Consider the following 15812-nt stretch of genomic DNA (forward strand, 5'->3'; position numbering starts at 1 on the left):
GAGCATGGTATGGCACAACCCGCACCTTCCGGCAGCGCGCAGAGCGCAATCGAGGCCCTGCTGAAGGAAGACCTCGCCGCCGCCGACGCGGTGATGGCCAACAATGGGCCGATTCTGCGCCATCTCCTGCGCAGCGACGACAATTCGATCTTCAGCGACGAGATCATCGCGCGGGTGCGCGGGATGTTCCAGGACATCGCCCGCCAGCTCATCATTGCGCTGGCAGAAGCCGCCGGGCACTCCGATCCCCAGGGCTGGGCGCACAATGCGGCCGATGAACTGGCCGATCTTCTGGCCGAGCAGCCCGCGTTTCTTGCGCACCTCCACACGCTTTCGCTGGAATGGCAGCTGACCGAGCGTTTGCAGGGCCGCCTTACGCTCGATCCGGTGCTGCCGCCGCTGCTCCAGGCGCGGATCGCCGCGGCCGAGCCGGACGTTGCCGCCACCGCGATGAACCTGCTCGCCGCGCAGGCCCGTTTCGGGCAGGCGCAGCGGCGGATGCAACTGCCGCTGGTCGAGCTGCCGGCGATGCTGTTCCACGATGCGCTGATGACGATGCGCGGTTTCGTGGGCGAGGATGCCGGGGCCGATGGTTATGCGCTCGTGGCCGAACGGACGCTGCGGGCACGCTTCGACGAGGAGCGCGGACGGCTGGGCCTGCTTCGCCGCGTGCTGGGCGCAATGGGCGGCGATGCGGCGCAGGCGCTGGCCATCGAAAACGGAGGTGCCGCGCTGTTCCTGTCCGCGCTGGCCATGGGCTCGGGTCAGCCGCGCGAGGCGGCGATCATGGCGACGACCGAGACGCAGTTCGCCCGGCTTGTCCTGTCGCTCAGCGCCTGCGGGCTGAAGACCGAAGCCATCGCCGCGCAGTTCATGGCGCTCCATCCCGACATCACCCTGCCCGAAGGGCTGGCCGCGCTCCGACCCGATATTGCCGCTGCGATCCTGTCCGATCCGGGCGCCGGGGGATGAGCGGCGCGGCGCCGATCCGGGCGCGCTGTGACGCGGCAAACCGGCTGGTGCAGGCGGACGAACCGCTCGCCGGCCTGCAAGTGCGCTGCGGTGGCCAGATTCCTGGCCCGATCGCGATTCCGGCATTGCTGGCGCTGGTGCGCAAGGCGCGCCGGGCGCGCCTGCCGCTGTCGCGCACGATCGTCGCGGTGGACGATGGGCAGGCGATCTCGGCATGGACCTCCGTCTATCCGGGCGACGAGACGACTTTCCTCGAACTCAGCCAGTGGCGACACACCGGCGCGCCGATGCTCGTGGGCGACGTGCAGCCGTCCGAGGATCTTCTGCGCCAGCTTGCCGAGGGCCATCTGCTGCTCGACGCGGCGCAGCGCGTCCTGGCGGCGAACTTGCGCGCGCCCGATCTGCGCGCCCTGGGCAATGCGCTGGGGCAGGGGCTGGGACGGCCCTGGACCGATTTCATCCGGCTCGACCGGGCGGGCGAGAAGCAGCCGCTGCACTGGCGCCTGCTCGATGACGCGACGTTCAGCGTGTCCGGCTCGGCCCGGCGCTGGCGTGCGCGCTTCCTGCCGCAGGCGTCGGGCGGGTTCGATTTGCTGGTCATCCCCGAAAGCATCGAGCGCCTGCCGCATGAGCCGGCGGACCTTGTTGCCGCACCCCCGGCGCTCAACAGCGTGCTTGGGCGCGATCTGGCGCCCGCGCTGCGCCAGCCGATCGCCCGGATCATCGCCAATGCCGAGACGATCCGCACCCGGCTGGCTGGCCCGCTGGCCGACGAATACGCCAACTATGCCAGCGACATCGCCGAGGCCGGACGTCACCTGATGGGCCTGGTCGAGGATCTCGCCGACCTCGAAGCGGTCGAGGCGACCGATTTCAGCCCGGCGCCCGATCATATCGACCTGGCCGACTGCGCGCGGCGGGCTGCCGGTATCCTCTCCGTCCGTGCGCAGGAGCGCGGCATCGTCATCGCGGTGCCGGGCCCGGAGGACAGCGCGCCTGCGATCGGCGAGTTCCGCCGGGTGCTGCAAGTGCTGCTCAACCTGTTGACCAATGCGCTGCGCTACACGCCCAGCCATTCGGAAGTGCAGGTGACGGTGGGCATCGAAGGCAGGATTGCGTGGATTTCGGTCGCCGATGAAGGCGAAGGCCTGACCGATGAACAGGCCGTGCGGGTGTTCGACAAGTTCGAGCGGCTGGGGCGCACCGGCGATGGCGGCAGCGGCCTCGGCCTCTATATCTCGCGCCGGCTGGCGCGCGCGATGGGCGGGGATCTGCAAGTGGCGGCGACGCCGGGCCACGGTGCCTGCTTCGTGCTGAGCCTGCCAGCGGACAAGGCAGATGCGGTCAGCCTGAGCGGCTGAGCGCCGGATAACGCAAAAGCTTACCTGCGGCGTTTTCCGCGCAGGACGAGGACGAGCCCCAGCCCGACCAGCAAAATTCCCCAGATCGCCCATTGGCGCTGCGCCAGCATGAAGCTCGACGCCGGCCACATCACCAGTCCGGTGCCCTGGCCGATCCACAGCAGCCCCATAAGAATGGCGGCAATGCCGATGATCCTGAGTGCCATCGTCATTGCCGCCTCCTTTGTGTTCAGCTTTGTGCCGGGTGCGATCAGCGCTGGCTGATCGGAACGTAGTCGCGCTCGGTCGGGCCAGTGTAGAGCTGGCGCGGACGGCCGATCTTCTGGCCGGGATCGCTGATCATTTCGTTCCACTGTGCAACCCAGCCCACGGTGCGGGCCAGCGCGAAGAGCACGGTGAACATCGTGGTCGGGAAGCCGATCGCGGAAAGAATGATGCCCGAGTAGAAGTCAACGTTCGGGAACAGCTTCTTCTCGATGAAGTAGGGATCGCTCAGCGCGATCTCTTCAAGACGCAGCGCGGTCTCGAACAGCGGATCAGTGACCTTCAGCGCGTCGAACACTTCACGCACGGTCTTCTGCATCACGGTCGCGCGCGGGTCGTAGTTCTTGTAGACGCGGTGACCGAAGCCCATCAGGCGGAACGGATCGTTCTTGTCCTTGGCGCGCTCGATGTAGTGCGGGATCTTGTCCGGCGTGCCGATTTCCTTGAGCATGTTGAGCGCGGCTTCGTTCGCGCCGCCATGCGCGGGGCCCCACAGACAGGCGATGCCCGCCGCGATGCACGCGAAGGGGTTCGCGCCCGACGAACCGGCAAGACGCACGGTCGAGGTCGAGGCGTTCTGCTCGTGGTCGGCGTGGAGGATGAAGATGCGGTCCATCGCCTTTTCGACGGCCGGGATCACCTCGTATTCTTCCGCCGGCACGCCAAAGGTCATGCGCAGGAAGTTGCCGGTGTAGGACAGCTTGTTGTCCGGGTAGAGGAACGGCTGGCCGACCGAATACTTGTAGGCCATCGCCGCGATCGTCGGCATCTTGGCGATCAGGCGGTGCGAGCTGATCGTGCGGTGCACCGGATCGGCGATGTCGGTCGAATCGTGGTAGAACGCCGAAAGCGCGCCGACCACGCCGCACATCACGGCCATCGGGTGGGCGTCACGGCGGAAGCCGCCGTAGAAGCTCGAAAGCTGTTCGTGCACCATGGTGTGGCGCGTGATCGTGCGCGAGAAGTCTGCCAGTTCCTGCTCGTTCGGCAGTTCGCCGTTGAGCATCAGGTAACTGACTTCCATGAACGAGGAATGCTCGGCCAGCTGGCCGATCGGATAACCGCGGTGCAACAGCACGCCCTCGTCACCGTCGATGTAGGTCAGCGCGGAATCGCAGCTGGCGGTCGAGGTGAAGCCGGGATCGTACGTGAACATCCCGGTCTGGCCATAGAGCTTGCGGATGTCGATCACGTCCGGGCCGATGGTGCCGCTCTGGACCGGCAGCTCGATGGTCTTGCCGTCGGCGGTCAAAGAAGCCTGGTTGTCGCTCACGCTAAGCCCTCCTTATATGAAGTATGCAGTTCCGGATGTGATCACGCAGCGTGGTCGCGGATACGAGCCAGCGACTCGTCCTTGCCCAGCAGCGTCAGTACGTCGAAAATTCCCGGCGAGGTAGTCGTCCCGGTCAGGCTTGCGCGCAAGGGTTGCGCCAGCTTGCCCAGGCCGAGACCCAGCTCCTCTGCCATGGCCTTGAGGCTGGCCTCAAGGCTCTCGTTTGTCCAGTCGCCAACGGCGTCGATGCGACCTGCGATTTTTGCCAGCAGCGCGCGGGCGTCATCGGTCAGCAGCGCTTCGGCCTTGGCGTCCACCGGCAGCGGCCGCTGCGTGAACAGGAAGGTGGCACCGCGTGCCAACTCGTTCAGGTCGGCGGCGCGCACTTTCAGCACCGGCATCGCGCGTTCGAGCAGCGCCATCCCGGCGGCGGCATCGAAAGTGGGCGTGATCTCGGCAAGGCGCGGGGCGACAAGCCCGGCAAGCCGTGCGTCGTCCGCCTCGCGGATATAGTGCCCGTTGAGATTGAGCAGCTTCTTGAGGTCGAAGCGCGAGGCGCCCTTGTTCACATCGGTGATGTCGAACCATTCGACCGCCTGTTCGCGGCTGATGATTTCCTCGTCGCCGTGGCCCCAGCCAAGGCGGAGGAGATAGTTGAACACCGCTTCGGGCAGCAGCCCCATCTCGTCGCGATAGGCATCGACGCCCAGTGCGCCGTGGCGCTTGGACAGCTTGGCCCCGTCCGATCCGTGAATCAGCGGAATGTGGGCATAGGCCGGATCGGGCCAGTTGCCCTCAATCGTATGCATGGCGCGGATGAGAACGAGCTGGCGGAAGGCGTTGTTGATGTGATCGTCGCCGCGGATCACGTGGGTCACGCCCATGTCGTGATCGTCGACCACCACCGCCAGCATATAGGTTGGCGTGCCGTCGCTGCGCAGGACGACGTAGTCGTCGATCTCCACGTTCTGGACGGTGATCGTGCCCTGCACCAGATCGTCGATCACGGTTTCGCCGTCGCGCGGAGCCTTGATCCGGACCACATAGGGCTTGTCCGCCGGCCAGGTCGCCGGGTCGGCTTCGCGCCATTCGCTGTCGATGCGGAAGGGGCGGCGCTCGGCCTGCGCCTGTTCGCGGCGAGCGGCGAGTTCTTCCTGCGTCAGGTAGCAGCGATAGGCGTGGCCGGCCTCGACCAGCAGGCGCGCAACTTCGGCATGGCGGTCAGACCGCGCGAACTGGAACACCGCGGGTTCGTCGCCGTCCAGGCCCAGCCAGCGCAGGCCGTCGAAGATCGCGTCGATCGCCGCATCGGTGGAGCGGGCACGGTCGGTGTCTTCGATCCGCAGCAGGTAGGTGCCGCCGTGGTGGCGGGCGAAAAGCCAGTTGAACAGCGCGGTGCGCGCGCCGCCGATGTGAAGGAATCCGGTGGGGGATGGGGCGAAACGCGTAACTACGCGAGAGCGGTCCTGGGCATTCGCCGGGGCCGATCCTGCAATAACGGTGTCAGTGGCGCTTGCCATTTTTGAGAAGCGATCCTTCCAATGCGTCCCATGGCGACCCGAGCCGAAAACCCGTCCGCATTCGAACCGGAGGTGGCCCTGCCGGAACGAACGGCGCGGCCTTGGGCCAATCTTCGCCGCTTGTCCAGTGTGCACCGCACAACCGAACAATTCCTCGCCGACCGTCCGTTTGAACGCGGGCCGTGGCTCGCCGTGGCCTTCGGCCTTGGAATCGCGACATGGTTGGTCTTGCCCGGACCATGGGCGTGGAGCGCGGTTTTGGCGCTGTGCGCTGCGGTGTCGGCGGCTTCGCGGCTGCTCGCGGCGGACGGCGCGCTGGCACATCTGCGGCTGGCCGTGATGGCCGTTGCACTGATGATCGCCGCCGGTCTGGCGGTGGTCTGGACCAAATCGACTTTAGTCGGACAGCCGGGAATCGGCCGCCCCGTCATCGCGTGGGTGCAGGGCAAGGTGATCGACCGGCAGGAACAGGGCGCGCAGGACAAGGTCCGGCTGCTGTTGGCGGCGCGGATCGAGGGACTCGAAGGCGCCCGGCGCGTGCGCATCAACCTGCCGCTCAAGCTCGACCGGCCGGATCTGGTCGACGGCGCACGGGTGCGGCTGCGCGCGCGGCTGATGCCGCCCGCACCTCCGATGCTGCCTGGCGGCTACGACTTCGCGCGCGCTGCCTGGTTCCAGGGTCTTGCCGCCACGGGCAGCGTGCTCGGCCCGGTGCAGGTGCTGTCGCCCGCGCCGGGGGGCACCACGCTCGGCCGCGTGCGGCAATCGCTGGCGGATCATGTTCGCGCCCGCCTGTCGGGATCGCCGGGCGCGATCGCAGCCGCTTTCGCCAGCGGCGATCGGGGCGCCATTGCGCAGGCCGACGAGGACGCGATGCGCGATGCGGGGCTGTCGCACCTCCTGTCGATCAGCGGGCTGCATGTCAGCGCGGTGGTCGCGGCGGTCTATGTGCTGGCGATCCGGCTGCTGGCGCTGGTCCCGTTCATTGCGCTGCGGGTGCGGTTGCCGCTGGTGGCCGCGGGCGCCGGGGCGCTGGCGGGGATCGGCTATACCCTGCTCACCGGATCGGAAGTGCCGACGGTGCGCTCGTGCATCGGGGCCGTGCTGGTGCTGGCCGCGCTGGCGCTGGGGCGCGATCCGCTGTCGCTGCGGATGCTGGCCGTCGCTGCCTTCGTGGTCATGCTGTTCTGGCCAGAGGCGGTGTTCGGTCCCAGCTTTCAGATGAGCTTCGCCTCGGTCATCGCCATCATTGCATTCCACAATGCCGCGCCGGCCAAGCGTTTCCTGGCCCCGCGCGAAGAAGGTAGCGTCGCCCGGCTGGCGCGCCATCTCGCCATGCTGCTGGCGACAGGCGTGGTGATCGAACTGGCCCTGATGCCCATCGGCCTGTTCCACTTCCACCGCGCGGGGGTCTACGGCGCGGCGGCGAACGTTGTCGCGATCCCGCTGACGACGTTCGTGACGATGCCGTTGATCGCCGGAGCGCTGGTGCTGGACCTCGGCGGGTGGGGCGCGCCCGGGTGGTATCTCGCGGGCAAGTCGCTCGATCTCCTGCTGTGGCTGGCACACGTGACCGCCGCGCAGCCGGGGGCGGTCACGATGATGCCGGCGATGGCGGGCTGGACGTTTGGCCTGTTCATCGGCGGGCTGCTGTGGTTCGCGCTGTGGTCCGAGCGGGTGCGCCTGTGGGGTCTGTTGCCGGTGGCCCTCGCGACCGGGGTGGTTCTGCTTTCGCGTGCGCCGGATTTGCTTGTTTCAAGCGACGGGCGCCAGGTTGGCATCACGGGGGAAGGGCCGGGACTGCTGCTCTTGCGGGATGGCCGGAGCGACTTTTCGCGCGATGCGATGCTGGAAGGCGCGGGGATGGACGGGGCGGTGACGTCGCTTGACGCCTGGCCGGGCGCCGCCTGCAATCGCGATTTCTGCCGGATCACGCTGGACCGGGGCGGGCGGCGCTTCACGGTGCTGCTGGCGCGGGGCCGCGATCTGGTCGATCTCGGGGTGCTCGCCGCCGCTTGCGGGGCAAGCGACATCGTGATCGCCGACCGCCGTCTGCCCCGAACCTGCCTGCCCCGTCTGCTCAAGGCAGACCGCGCGCTGCTCGCCCGGACGGGCGGGCTGGCGATCGATCTCACATCAGGCCGGGTAAAGACCGTGGCCGAAACGCAGGGCCATCACGGCTGGTATCGCTGGCCGGAGGAGCGGCGGCGCTGGAGCGCGAAGCCCACGCCGCGCGGCCGCCCTTTGCCGATTGGGTGACCCGTCCGCTCAGTGCTCCACCGCTCGGTGCCCCACCGCTCCGTGCCCTACCATTCAGTGATAGCGCCGCAGAAGGCCGGCCAGCTTGCCCTGCACCTGGACTTCCTCGGGCGCATAATACTGCGGATCATAGGCGGCGTTGGCGGGGTCGAGCCGGACCATGCCCTTTTCGTGGCGCAGGTACTTGAGCGTCGCTTCCTCGCCTCGCACCAGTGCGACCACGATTTCACCGTCGCGCGCGGTTTCGGTCCGGCGCACGAGCGCGAAATCGCCGTCGAGAATGCCGGCGTCGACCATCGAATCGCCCGAGACTTCCAGCGCATAGTGCTCGCCCGCACCAAGCAGCGCGGCGGGAACGGGCAGCGTCGCGGTGCCTTCCAGCGCCTCGATCGGGGTGCCCGCGGCGATACGGCCGTGGAGCGGAAGCTCGATCACGTCGTTGGCCGGTGCGGGAGCCTTCGCCGCGGGACGCAGCGGGGCCAGCGGCGAATTGCTGTTGGCGGGGGGCGGGGTGCTCGCCGGTGCCGCGGCGGTGGTGGCGGGCTTGGCGCCAACGCCGTCCGCCTGGCGGATCACTTCAAGCGCACGGGCGCGGTTGGCCAGCCGGCGGATGAAGCCGCGCTCCTCCAGCGCCGAAATCAGGCGGTGGACGCCCGACTTCGACTTGAGGTCTAGCGCTTCCTTCATTTCCTCGAACGAGGGCGAGATACCGGATTCTTCAAGACGGTTCTGGATGAAGGTCAGCAACTCGTGCTGCTTGCGCGTCAACATGGGCGCTCACTCCCTTTGGCGTTCCGGGTTCGTTGACCCTTTGTCTCTTTGGTCGAACGAATGCGGAACGAATAAGAAACCGATTTCCCTTCGTCAAGCAATTCCGCCAGTTTCGAGCAGATAGACCGGAACATCCGTTCCGGCGGGAGCCGCCGGTGCGCCGGCATCGCGCAAGACCAGTGCATTGGCCCGGGCGAGCGGCGTGAGCGCGCCCGAATCCTGCAGCGGATCGAGCGTCACCGCCGCGCCGTCCCAGCGCGCGCGCAGGAATTCCATGCGGCTGCCCCCGGCCGGCATCGGTTCGGCAAGGCGCGCGGTGATCGGGCGCGGCAGCGGATCGGCCGCCCCGAGCGCGGCGCGCAGCAGCGGCAGCATGAACAGGAAGCCGGTGACGAAAGCCGAGGCCGGATTGCCCGGCAGCCCGAGGATGACCTGCGTGCCGCGCCGGCCCACCAGCAGTGGCTTGCCCGGCTTGATCGCCACGCGCCAGAAGTCGATCTTGGCCCCGGCGGCTTCCAGCGCGGGGCGAACAAGATCGTGATCGCCCACCGAAGCCCCGCCGCTGGTGACGATGATATCTGCCTTGCCGGCCTGGTCGAGTGCCGCGACCACATCCTCCAGCCGGTCGGGCACCGGCCCGATCCGGGTCACCCGCACCGGGCAGAGCGAGGCGAGCGCCGCCAGCATCGGGCCGTTGCTGGCCGGTATCTGGTGCGGTTTGAGCGGTTTGCCGGGGCCGGCCAGTTCGTCGCCGGAATCGATGATGGCCAGGTTCACCGGTCGGCGCACGCGCAGATATTGATGCCCGCCGGCAATCGCGAGCGCGATCTGGGCCGCACCCAGCCGGGTGCCGGGGGCGAGCAGGGGATCGTCCGCGGCAAAATCCATGGCGGCCGGGCGGATGTGTCGGCCGGTGGGCGATGGTGGCGTGCCGGTCAGGGTCAGCCGCTCGCCATCGCGCACGCAGTCTTCCTGGAGCAAAACCATGTCCGCACCATCGGGCACGATCGCGCCGGTGCTGATCCGCACCGCCTCGCCCGCGCCGACCGTGCCGGCGTGGGGGTGGCCCGCCGCGCTTTCCCCGATCACGCGCCACGGTCCCGGCAGGTCCGCCGCCCGCATGGCATAGCCGTCCATGGCCGAGGACGGCGCATCGGGCTGGGTGCGGTGCGCGGTGACCGGATTCGCGAGGAAATAGCCCATGCATTCGCCGGCGGCGCGGTGCTCCACGGGCAGCGCGGGGGCGAGCCACATCAGTCGTTCCTGGGCGGTGCGCAGCGGCAGCGGCGGAACTTTCACGGCGACGTCGTTCATGCGGGAGCCTTCCAGTCGCCCGACTTGCCGCCGCGCTTTTCGATGAGGCGGATGGCGTCGATCACCATCGCCTTGTCCACGGCCTTGGCCATGTCGTAGATCGTCAGCAGCGCGACCGAGACGGCGGTCATCGCTTCCATTTCCACCCCGGTCTTCGCGGTGAGCGATGCGGTTGCGGTCGCCTCCACGCCGGTTTCGGTAAGCGTGAATTCCACCGCCACCGCATCGAGCGCGAGGGGGTGGCACAGCGGGATCAGTTCGCCCGTCTTCTTCGCGGCCATGATCCCGGCGATGCGCGCGGCAGCCAGCACGTCGCCCTTGGGCGCGGTGCCGTCGCGGATCGCATCGCGCGCCTGCGCGGACATCCGGATATGGCCGCGCGCCACGGCCACGCGCTGCGTCGCGGGCTTGGCGCCGACATCGACCATGCGGGCATGGCCCTGCGCATCGAGGTGGGTAAGTGCAGTCATGCCGCGGCGCTCCGGCGGGGGCAGGTTGGCACAGTTCGCGGGAACAAGGGCGGAACCGGATTTCGGGCGCTGGTGCAGAGCGGAACCGGCGGATGGCGGCGCGTAGTCATGCGGCGGTCATGCCAGAGCCCCGCGCGGGAGGACAGGGGGCACGTGCGGCGGAGGAAAGCCTGGCCATCCGGTCCGCGCCATAGGTTCTCGTCATCCTGGCCGGTTTGGGGCATTCCCCGCGGGGGAGCGGATGCCGGGGCGCGGAAGCGGAGGAACGACATGGCCGAGATCGCGGCGCGGCATATGGTATACGATGGATGGTACAAGTTCTGGCGGCTCGACGTGCGGCTGCCCGACGGGATGGTGGTGGAGCGCCACCTGCTCGACAACGGATCGGCGGTGGCGGTGCTGCCCTATGACCCGGCGCGGCGCGTGGCGATGCTGGTCAGCCAGCCCCGCGCGGCGGTGCTGGCGGCGGGCGAGGCGCCGCTGCTGGAAGCCATCGCGGGCAATCTGGATTCCGTGCCGGCAGAGGAACGCATCCGCGAGGAAGCGATGGAGGAAGGCGGGCTGCGGCTGGGCGCGCTGGAACCGGTGGCGAACATCTGGCCGATCCCGCCGGTTTCGACCGAGCGCGTGATGCTGTTCCTCGCCGAATACCATGCAGACGACCGCGTGGCCGAGGGCGGCGGCGCGGACGGTGAGTTCGAGCATATCAGCGTTCACGAATTGCCGTTGGACGACTTGCGCGCGATGGTGCTGGCGGGCGAACTGGTCGATGCCAAGACGCTGGTGCTGGCACAGGCGCTGTTGCTGCGGAAGCCCGACTTGTGGCGGTAAGTCCGGCTTCCGAGCAGCAAAGTCTGCGTTCCCCTCAGAACTCCATTTCGACCATCAGGCGGAACTGGCCCTTGGTATCGTCGCGCGCCTTGTCCACCGCGAACAGATAACCCGCCTCGATGCCGATTTCGGGGCCAAGGCCTTCGATCTCGGTCTTCACGATCGGGCCGACGAAGTGTTCGGCGCTGGGCAGGAAGCGGTGGAACGAGCCGAGGTCGCCGAAGGCGGCCACGCCCACGCGCAGTTCGTCGCCGGCCACCGCATAGTCGGCCGATGCGGCATAGCCGACTTCCACTTTCTGCCCGGTGGCGAGATGCTTCTGGAAGATCAGGTTCAGCCGCGCATCGAGCGGGCCGGCCTTGCGCTGCAACAAGATCTTGCCCTCGACTGCGTCGGGCGTGTCGCGCAGCAGGCCCACCTCGTATTCACCGTAGAGCGCCACGTCGATCCCGGCGACGCGGCCCAGCGTGTAGATCGCCTCGAAGCTGGCTGCCTCGGCCTTGCGCGGGCCGGACGGCTCGCGCTCCAGTTCAAGCTGCGCGCCCAGGCGCAGGCGGTCGGTGGGGGAGTAGGCGGCTTCCAGCTTCAGCGCGTCCTCGCCGTCGTCGGCGCCGCCGGCCAGCGCGCCATAGCGCGCCTCCAGTTCGACCTCGCCCTTCTCGGTCGTCGCGCCATAAACTTCATCGCCCATCCCCGGTGCGGCATGGGCTGCGCACGGCAGGGTGCAGGCGGCCAGCGCGGCCAGAACAACTTTCTTCATCATGATACCCCTCGAGTCCGTGCGGCGTCGCTAATGCGACATACTCGCAATAGCAAGCTAGCAATATTGCGACACAAACATTGATCTCGCGCAAAGCGAGGGAAAAATGTGCCTGTGCGGACTCGCATTCCTCCGCCGCCGCTTCTATTTCCGCGCCGACTGGAGGACCTCATGGCAACGACCCACAAGACCCGAATGCTCATCATCGGATCCGGCCCCGCCGGGCTTTCCGCCGCGATCTATGGCGCGCGCGCGGGGATGCAGCCGATCGTGGTTCAGGGCCTTCAGCCGGGCGGCCAGCTGACGATCACTACCGACGTCGAGAACTATCCCGGCTTCCGCGACGTGATCCAGGGTCCGTGGCTGATGCAGGAAATGCAGGCCCAGGCCGAACACGTCGGCACCCGCATGATGTGGGACACGATCACCGAGGTTACCCTCGATGGCTCGCCGTTCCGCGCCACGGGCGACAGCGGCGACATCTACGAAGGCGACGTGCTGGTGATCGCCACCGGCGCGCAGGCCAAGTGGCTGGGCGTGCAGGGCGAGGTTGAATTCTCGGGCAAGGGCGTTTCCGCCTGCGCCACGTGCGACGGCTTCTTCTATCGCGGCAAGAAGGTGGTGGTGATCGGCGGCGGCAACACTGCGGTCGAGGAAGCGCTCTACCTCACCAACCATTCGCAGGACGTCACCCTGATCCATCGCCGCGATTCGCTGCGCTCGGAAAAGATCCTGCAGGACCGCCTCCTGGCGCACCCCAACGTGAAGGTGCTGTGGAACAAGGCGGTCGAAAGCTTCGCCGGCGATCTGGGGGGCGGCGGCCTCCAGTCGGTGGAACTGGTCGATACCGTGACCGGCGAGAAGTCGAGCATCGCCACCGACGGCGCGTTCGTCGCCATCGGCCACGCGCCCGCGACCGAGCTGTTCAAGGGCAAGCTGGAACTGGATGAAAGCGGCTACATCGTTGTCCAGCCAGGCACGCCCAAGACCGCGTTTCCCGGCGTGTTCGCCTGCGGTGACGTGATGGACCACACCTATCGCCAGGCGGTGACGGCGGCGGGCACCGGCTGCATGGCCGCGCTCGATGCCGAGCGTTTCCTCGCCGAACTCGATTTCGCCGCGGCGCAGGCGCAAGCGGCGGAATAAGGGCCGGCCGGCTGGGTAAGCCTCAGCCGGCAGCTTCGAGCAGGCGCGCGGCCAGCCAGTCGCGCGCCGCATCCCCGGAAAAGGCGTGGGCGGCGCTGTCATGGCGCTGCACCCGCGCATCGCCTCTGGGCCACGCCGCCTCGAACAGCTGGGCGGTGCGGTCGCCTTGCGCCAGCAGGATCGTGACCGGCCCGCCGAACCGGCCGAGGCCGGCCTGCATCTCGCTCGCCAGCGCCGACGCGCCCGGTGCCAGTGCGGCGCCCTGTACGTCGCGCGCCACGCCGCGCAGGTCCACGCCGCCGCTCAGCAGCCGTTTCCATTCGGCAGGGTCCGCCAGCTTCGCAGCATAGCGCCGCCACAGCGCGGCGGCGGGCAGGGGCGCGGCCTGCGGCTCATCGCTGTCCAGCGTCCAAGGGTTGGCCAGCACCAGTGCGTCGAGGGGAAGGTCGGCGCCGAACAGCGCCAGCGCGCTCGCCGCGTCGCAATTGCCGAAGGCGGAGATCCGGCGCAGGTGCGGGGCCGCCGAGCGGAACGCGGCGAGCGCGGCCGCGATGTCGTCCCGGCTTTCGCGAAATCCGCCGTTCGCGCCGTCGCTGTCTCCCACGCCGCGCCGGTCGAAGCGGAAGCAGGGCACGCCCGCGCGCGCCAGATGCGCGGAGAGCCGGGCTTGCCCGGCGAAGGCGCCGCTCCGGATCTCGTTGCCGCCCGACACGATCAGCAAGCCGCTGGTGCCGGTCGCCGCCGCGGTGTCGAGCGTGCCCGCCAGCCGCGCGCCCTCGCAGGCGAATTCGATATGGCGCCGCATCATCCGGCGACGATCCGGGCGAGGGCGGCGGCCTGCGCCGGGTCTTCGCCCGGTTCGGCGCGCAGCCACAGCGCGCCGCCGCCGAGATCGGCCTGGCGGATGTCGCGCTGTCCCTCGATGGCGGGCACCGCCCCTTCCAGCCCGGCGATCAGCGCCGCGCCGCAGCGGTAGCCGGCCAGTTCCAGCCCTTCGACGCGCCCGCGTTCCAGCAGGGCGTCCATCGTCTCACGCTGCCCCATCTCGCGCGCGGCGATGGTGCGGGCGCGCAGCAGCTGGCGCAGGATCGCCATGCCCTTGGCCGGTTCAAGCACGTGGCCGGGCAGGTGCGGCGGGAACACCAGTGCGCCGCCTCGCACCGCCAGCACTTCGGTCGCGGCAAAGTGCGCCGCCACCCGCGCGGTCGCCTGCCGCCAGGAATGGAGGCTCTGCGCGGCGAAGTCCTGCGTGCTTTCGTTGCAGCCGGGAAGATCGGGCAGGATCGAATCGATGCCCGCCGCATCCAGTGCGCGCATGGCGCCCAGCAGCAGGCGGCGGGCGCGGTTGAGTTCGTCGAACAGCGGGGGAACGACCAGAAGGCGGCGGGCGCGGCCACGGTCGAAGGCGACGGCAAGCTCGTCGACGGGGCCTTCGGGTCCGGGGCAGGGCCAGGTCGTGTTCAGAAGCCCCTCGTGGTCCGCCGGGTCGGGTTCATGTGCGGTTAGGTGCCGTTCGGGTCATCCCAGCTTGGCACGGACAAAGTTCAGAAGATTTCCATAGGATTCAAGGATTTCTCCGTCGATTTCATCATCGTCGATGACGATGTCGAACCGGTCCTCGATTTCGGTCAGCAGTCCTGCGACCGCCATCGAATCCAGTTCGGGCAGCGCGCCGAACAGGCCGGTGTCCGCCTCCAGCCCGGCGACGGTTTCGTCGCTCAGGCCCAGCACGTCGCGCAGAATGCCGCGCAGCCGGTCGTCGGTATCGTCGTTCGCCACAGCGCTCACCATGAACCTTCCCGTAAATTCGTGTTTTTTCGGCCTCTAGCCATCGGTGCGGGTGGAAACAAGAGGGCGGCGCAGCAGGCGGCGGGCGGCGAGCCGGGCGAGGCGGGGCCATTGGCGTGGCGCGCCCGGCCTATGAAATTCAAGCTGGTAGCGCGGCCGCGTGGTCCCCATCCAGTCGCGCTTGTAGGCATCGGCTCCCGTCCCGAAATCGATCGTACCCACGCGGTCGCGCTCGATCGCATGGCGGAACATCGCCGCCGACAACAGTGTGCCGGGGGACATTGCCCGTGCCCGCTCGTCGTGGGCAAGCTTGTGAATCCAGGCGGTGTTTCCCTCGACGGTCCAGAACTGCGCGGCCACCGGCACGCCCTCGTGTTCGGCGATCCCCAGCCGCAGCGCTCCGGCTGCGCTTTCGGCCATGGCGAAGCGGCGGAGGAAATCGGGGCTGCCTTCGCCGGGCTTCCAGCTCAGCCGGTAGACGGCTTCGTAGGCCGCCCAGTCGGCGTCGGAGAAGGTAGCGGCGATGCGCAGCGCGATCTGCTCGCGTCGGCCCTTGCGTCGCACGGTTTCGCGCAGAACGCCCGGCCGCGCCGCCCACCATTCCTCGAATCCGTTCTTCGGAAAGTGCATGAAGTGATTGATATCGCTTTCTTCGGTCGTCCCAATCCAGCCGGAAGAGCGCAGCGCGCGGACGAGCGGCCCGGCGTCCTCGCTCGGCACCGGAGCCAGCCGCAGCGCGTCCATCGGCGCGAGGCTGCGGGCGATGGCGGCGAGCAGATCCGCGTCATGGCCGCGCGGGCGGACGAAGAAGCTGTACCAGTTCGCCAGGCCTTCCAGCCCCCACGCGGTCTGTCGCAGCGGAAGCGCGGCGATGCGCGCCCCATCCTGCGCCACGGCAAGGAAGCAGCGCTCGCCGGGGAAACATTCGCGGGCGAGCAGCGCCAGCCAGTCCAGCCGGTCGAACGGCGCGCTGGTGTCCGACCTGCCGAGCAGCGCGGCAAGTGCCGGGTCGGCTTGCGCTTCGGCGAGTTCGGCGTGATAGACCCGCGTACCCAATGCCCCGTTTCGTCCCCATCATCGCGA

At 68.6% G+C, this 15812-nt stretch carries 16 protein-coding genes; 5 read left to right on the forward strand and 11 right to left on the reverse strand.

From position 1 onward, the window contains the following. Nucleotides 1–9: 9 nt before the first annotated feature. Both OLX02_RS02475 and OLX02_RS02480 read left to right on the forward strand, forming a co-directional pair. Nucleotides 10–972, forward strand: a complete 963-nt coding sequence (locus tag OLX02_RS02475) for a hypothetical protein (protein ID WP_264419933.1) — start codon at nt 10–12, stop codon at nt 970–972. Then, nucleotides 969–2333 (forward strand): sensor histidine kinase, encoded by a 1365-nt coding sequence (locus OLX02_RS02480; RefSeq protein ID WP_264419934.1) that lies wholly within the window; start codon nt 969–971, stop codon nt 2331–2333. The genes OLX02_RS02475 and OLX02_RS02480 overlap by 4 nt, the downstream gene beginning before the upstream one ends. A 20-nt stretch (nt 2334–2353) precedes the next feature. Here OLX02_RS02480 and OLX02_RS02485 read toward each other — a convergent pair whose 3' ends face one another. From OLX02_RS02485 to gltX, 3 genes are read right to left on the reverse strand one after another with little or no spacing between them, the layout of a single operon-like run. Next, nucleotides 2354–2545, reverse strand: a complete 192-nt coding sequence (locus OLX02_RS02485; RefSeq protein ID WP_264419936.1) for a hypothetical protein — start codon at nt 2543–2545, stop codon at nt 2354–2356. 38 nt (nt 2546–2583) lie between these two features. Next, on the reverse strand, nt 2584–3870 hold the full coding sequence (locus OLX02_RS02490) for a citrate synthase (protein WP_264419937.1): 1287 nt from the start codon (nt 3868–3870) through the stop codon (nt 2584–2586). Nucleotides 3871–3911: 41 nt separating this feature from the next. After that, the gene (gltX, locus tag OLX02_RS02495) at nt 3912–5390 is read right to left on the reverse strand and encodes a glutamate--tRNA ligase (RefSeq protein ID WP_264419938.1); all 1479 of its coding nucleotides are present in this window, start codon (nt 5388–5390) and stop codon (nt 3912–3914) included. Nucleotides 5391–5411: 21 nt separating this feature from the next. On the opposite strand from gltX, the gene OLX02_RS02500 reads away from it, so the two are divergent. Beyond that, nucleotides 5412–7649, forward strand: a complete 2238-nt coding sequence (locus OLX02_RS02500) for a ComEC/Rec2 family competence protein (RefSeq protein WP_413630038.1) — start codon at nt 5412–5414, stop codon at nt 7647–7649. Between the two features lie 54 nt (nt 7650–7703). Here the strand turns inward: OLX02_RS02500 and lexA are convergent, their stop codons facing one another. The 3 genes from lexA to moaC form a co-directional block, all read right to left on the reverse strand. Next, a complete protein-coding gene (lexA, locus tag OLX02_RS02505) occupies nt 7704–8420 on the reverse strand; it encodes a transcriptional repressor LexA (protein ID WP_264419940.1) in 717 nt (238 codons plus the stop codon). A 93-nt stretch (nt 8421–8513) separates the two neighbouring features. Continuing rightward, complete coding sequence (locus tag OLX02_RS02510; RefSeq protein WP_264419942.1) at nt 8514–9734, reverse strand: molybdopterin molybdotransferase MoeA; 1221 nt, start codon at nt 9732–9734, stop codon at nt 8514–8516. Continuing rightward, on the reverse strand, nt 9731–10204 hold the full coding sequence (gene moaC, locus OLX02_RS02515; RefSeq protein ID WP_264419943.1) for a cyclic pyranopterin monophosphate synthase MoaC: 474 nt from the start codon (nt 10202–10204) through the stop codon (nt 9731–9733). The genes OLX02_RS02510 and moaC overlap by 4 nt, the downstream gene beginning before the upstream one ends. Before the next feature lie 270 nt (nt 10205–10474). On the opposite strand from moaC, the gene OLX02_RS02520 reads away from it, so the two are divergent. Next, a complete protein-coding gene (locus OLX02_RS02520; RefSeq protein WP_264419944.1) occupies nt 10475–11035 on the forward strand; it encodes an ADP-ribose pyrophosphatase in 561 nt (186 codons plus the stop codon). A gap of 34 nt (nt 11036–11069) precedes the next feature. Here OLX02_RS02520 and OLX02_RS02525 read toward each other — a convergent pair whose 3' ends face one another. Continuing rightward, a complete protein-coding gene (locus OLX02_RS02525; protein WP_264419945.1) occupies nt 11070–11795 on the reverse strand; it encodes a hypothetical protein in 726 nt (241 codons plus the stop codon). Between the two features lie 171 nt (nt 11796–11966). Here OLX02_RS02525 and trxB point away from each other — a divergent pair, with 171 nt between their 5' ends. Continuing rightward, nucleotides 11967–12941 carry a thioredoxin-disulfide reductase gene (trxB, locus tag OLX02_RS02530; protein WP_264419946.1) on the forward strand — a complete coding sequence of 325 codons (975 nt, stop codon included), beginning with the start codon at nt 11967–11969 and terminating at the stop codon, nt 12939–12941. A gap of 22 nt (nt 12942–12963) precedes the next feature. Here trxB and OLX02_RS02535 read toward each other — a convergent pair whose 3' ends face one another. From OLX02_RS02535 to OLX02_RS02550, 4 genes are all read right to left on the reverse strand, one after another. Beyond that, nucleotides 12964–13749, reverse strand: a complete 786-nt coding sequence (locus OLX02_RS02535; protein WP_264419948.1) for a hydrolase 1, exosortase A system-associated — start codon at nt 13747–13749, stop codon at nt 12964–12966. After that, nucleotides 13746–14258 (reverse strand): hypothetical protein, encoded by a 513-nt coding sequence (locus OLX02_RS02540; RefSeq protein WP_319641223.1) that lies wholly within the window; start codon nt 14256–14258, stop codon nt 13746–13748. Before OLX02_RS02540 ends, OLX02_RS02535 begins: the two co-directional genes overlap by 4 nt. Nucleotides 14259–14459: 201 nt before the next feature. Further along, complete coding sequence (locus OLX02_RS02545; RefSeq protein ID WP_413630040.1) at nt 14460–14729, reverse strand: phosphopantetheine-binding protein; 270 nt, start codon at nt 14727–14729, stop codon at nt 14460–14462. A 36-nt stretch (nt 14730–14765) separates the two neighbouring features. Next, nucleotides 14766–15785 (reverse strand): GNAT family N-acetyltransferase, encoded by a 1020-nt coding sequence (locus tag OLX02_RS02550; RefSeq protein ID WP_264419952.1) that lies wholly within the window; start codon nt 15783–15785, stop codon nt 14766–14768. Between the last annotated feature and the right edge of the window lie 27 nt (nt 15786–15812).

This window comes from Novosphingobium sp. KCTC 2891 (assembly GCF_025938155.1).
Lineage (GTDB): Bacteria > Pseudomonadota > Alphaproteobacteria > Sphingomonadales > Sphingomonadaceae > Novosphingobium.

Coding starts and splice junctions, on each gene's coding strand:
- OLX02_RS02475 (WP_264419933.1), top strand. CDS start 10: ATGGCACAACCCGCACCTTCCGGCAGCGCGCAGAGCGCAATCGAGGCC.
- OLX02_RS02480 (WP_264419934.1), top strand. CDS start 969: ATGAGCGGCGCGGCGCCGATCCGGGCGCGCTGTGACGCGGCAAACCGG.
- OLX02_RS02485 (WP_264419936.1), bottom strand. CDS start 2,545: ATGACGATGGCACTCAGGATCATCGGCATTGCCGCCATTCTTATGGGG.
- gltX (WP_264419938.1), bottom strand. CDS start 5,390: ATGGCAAGCGCCACTGACACCGTTATTGCAGGATCGGCCCCGGCGAAT.
- OLX02_RS02500 (WP_413630038.1), top strand. CDS start 5,412: ATGCGTCCCATGGCGACCCGAGCCGAAAACCCGTCCGCATTCGAACCG.
- lexA (WP_264419940.1), bottom strand. CDS start 8,420: ATGTTGACGCGCAAGCAGCACGAGTTGCTGACCTTCATCCAGAACCGT.
- OLX02_RS02510 (WP_264419942.1), bottom strand. CDS start 9,734: ATGAACGACGTCGCCGTGAAAGTTCCGCCGCTGCCGCTGCGCACCGCC.
- moaC (WP_264419943.1), bottom strand. CDS start 10,204: ATGACTGCACTTACCCACCTCGATGCGCAGGGCCATGCCCGCATGGTC.
- OLX02_RS02520 (WP_264419944.1), top strand. CDS start 10,475: ATGGCCGAGATCGCGGCGCGGCATATGGTATACGATGGATGGTACAAG.
- OLX02_RS02525 (WP_264419945.1), bottom strand. CDS start 11,795: ATGAAGAAAGTTGTTCTGGCCGCGCTGGCCGCCTGCACCCTGCCGTGC.
- trxB (WP_264419946.1), top strand. CDS start 11,967: ATGGCAACGACCCACAAGACCCGAATGCTCATCATCGGATCCGGCCCC.
- OLX02_RS02535 (WP_264419948.1), bottom strand. CDS start 13,749: ATGATGCGGCGCCATATCGAATTCGCCTGCGAGGGCGCGCGGCTGGCG.
- OLX02_RS02540 (WP_319641223.1), bottom strand. CDS start 14,258: ATGCGCGCACTGGATGCGGCGGGCATCGATTCGATCCTGCCCGATCTT.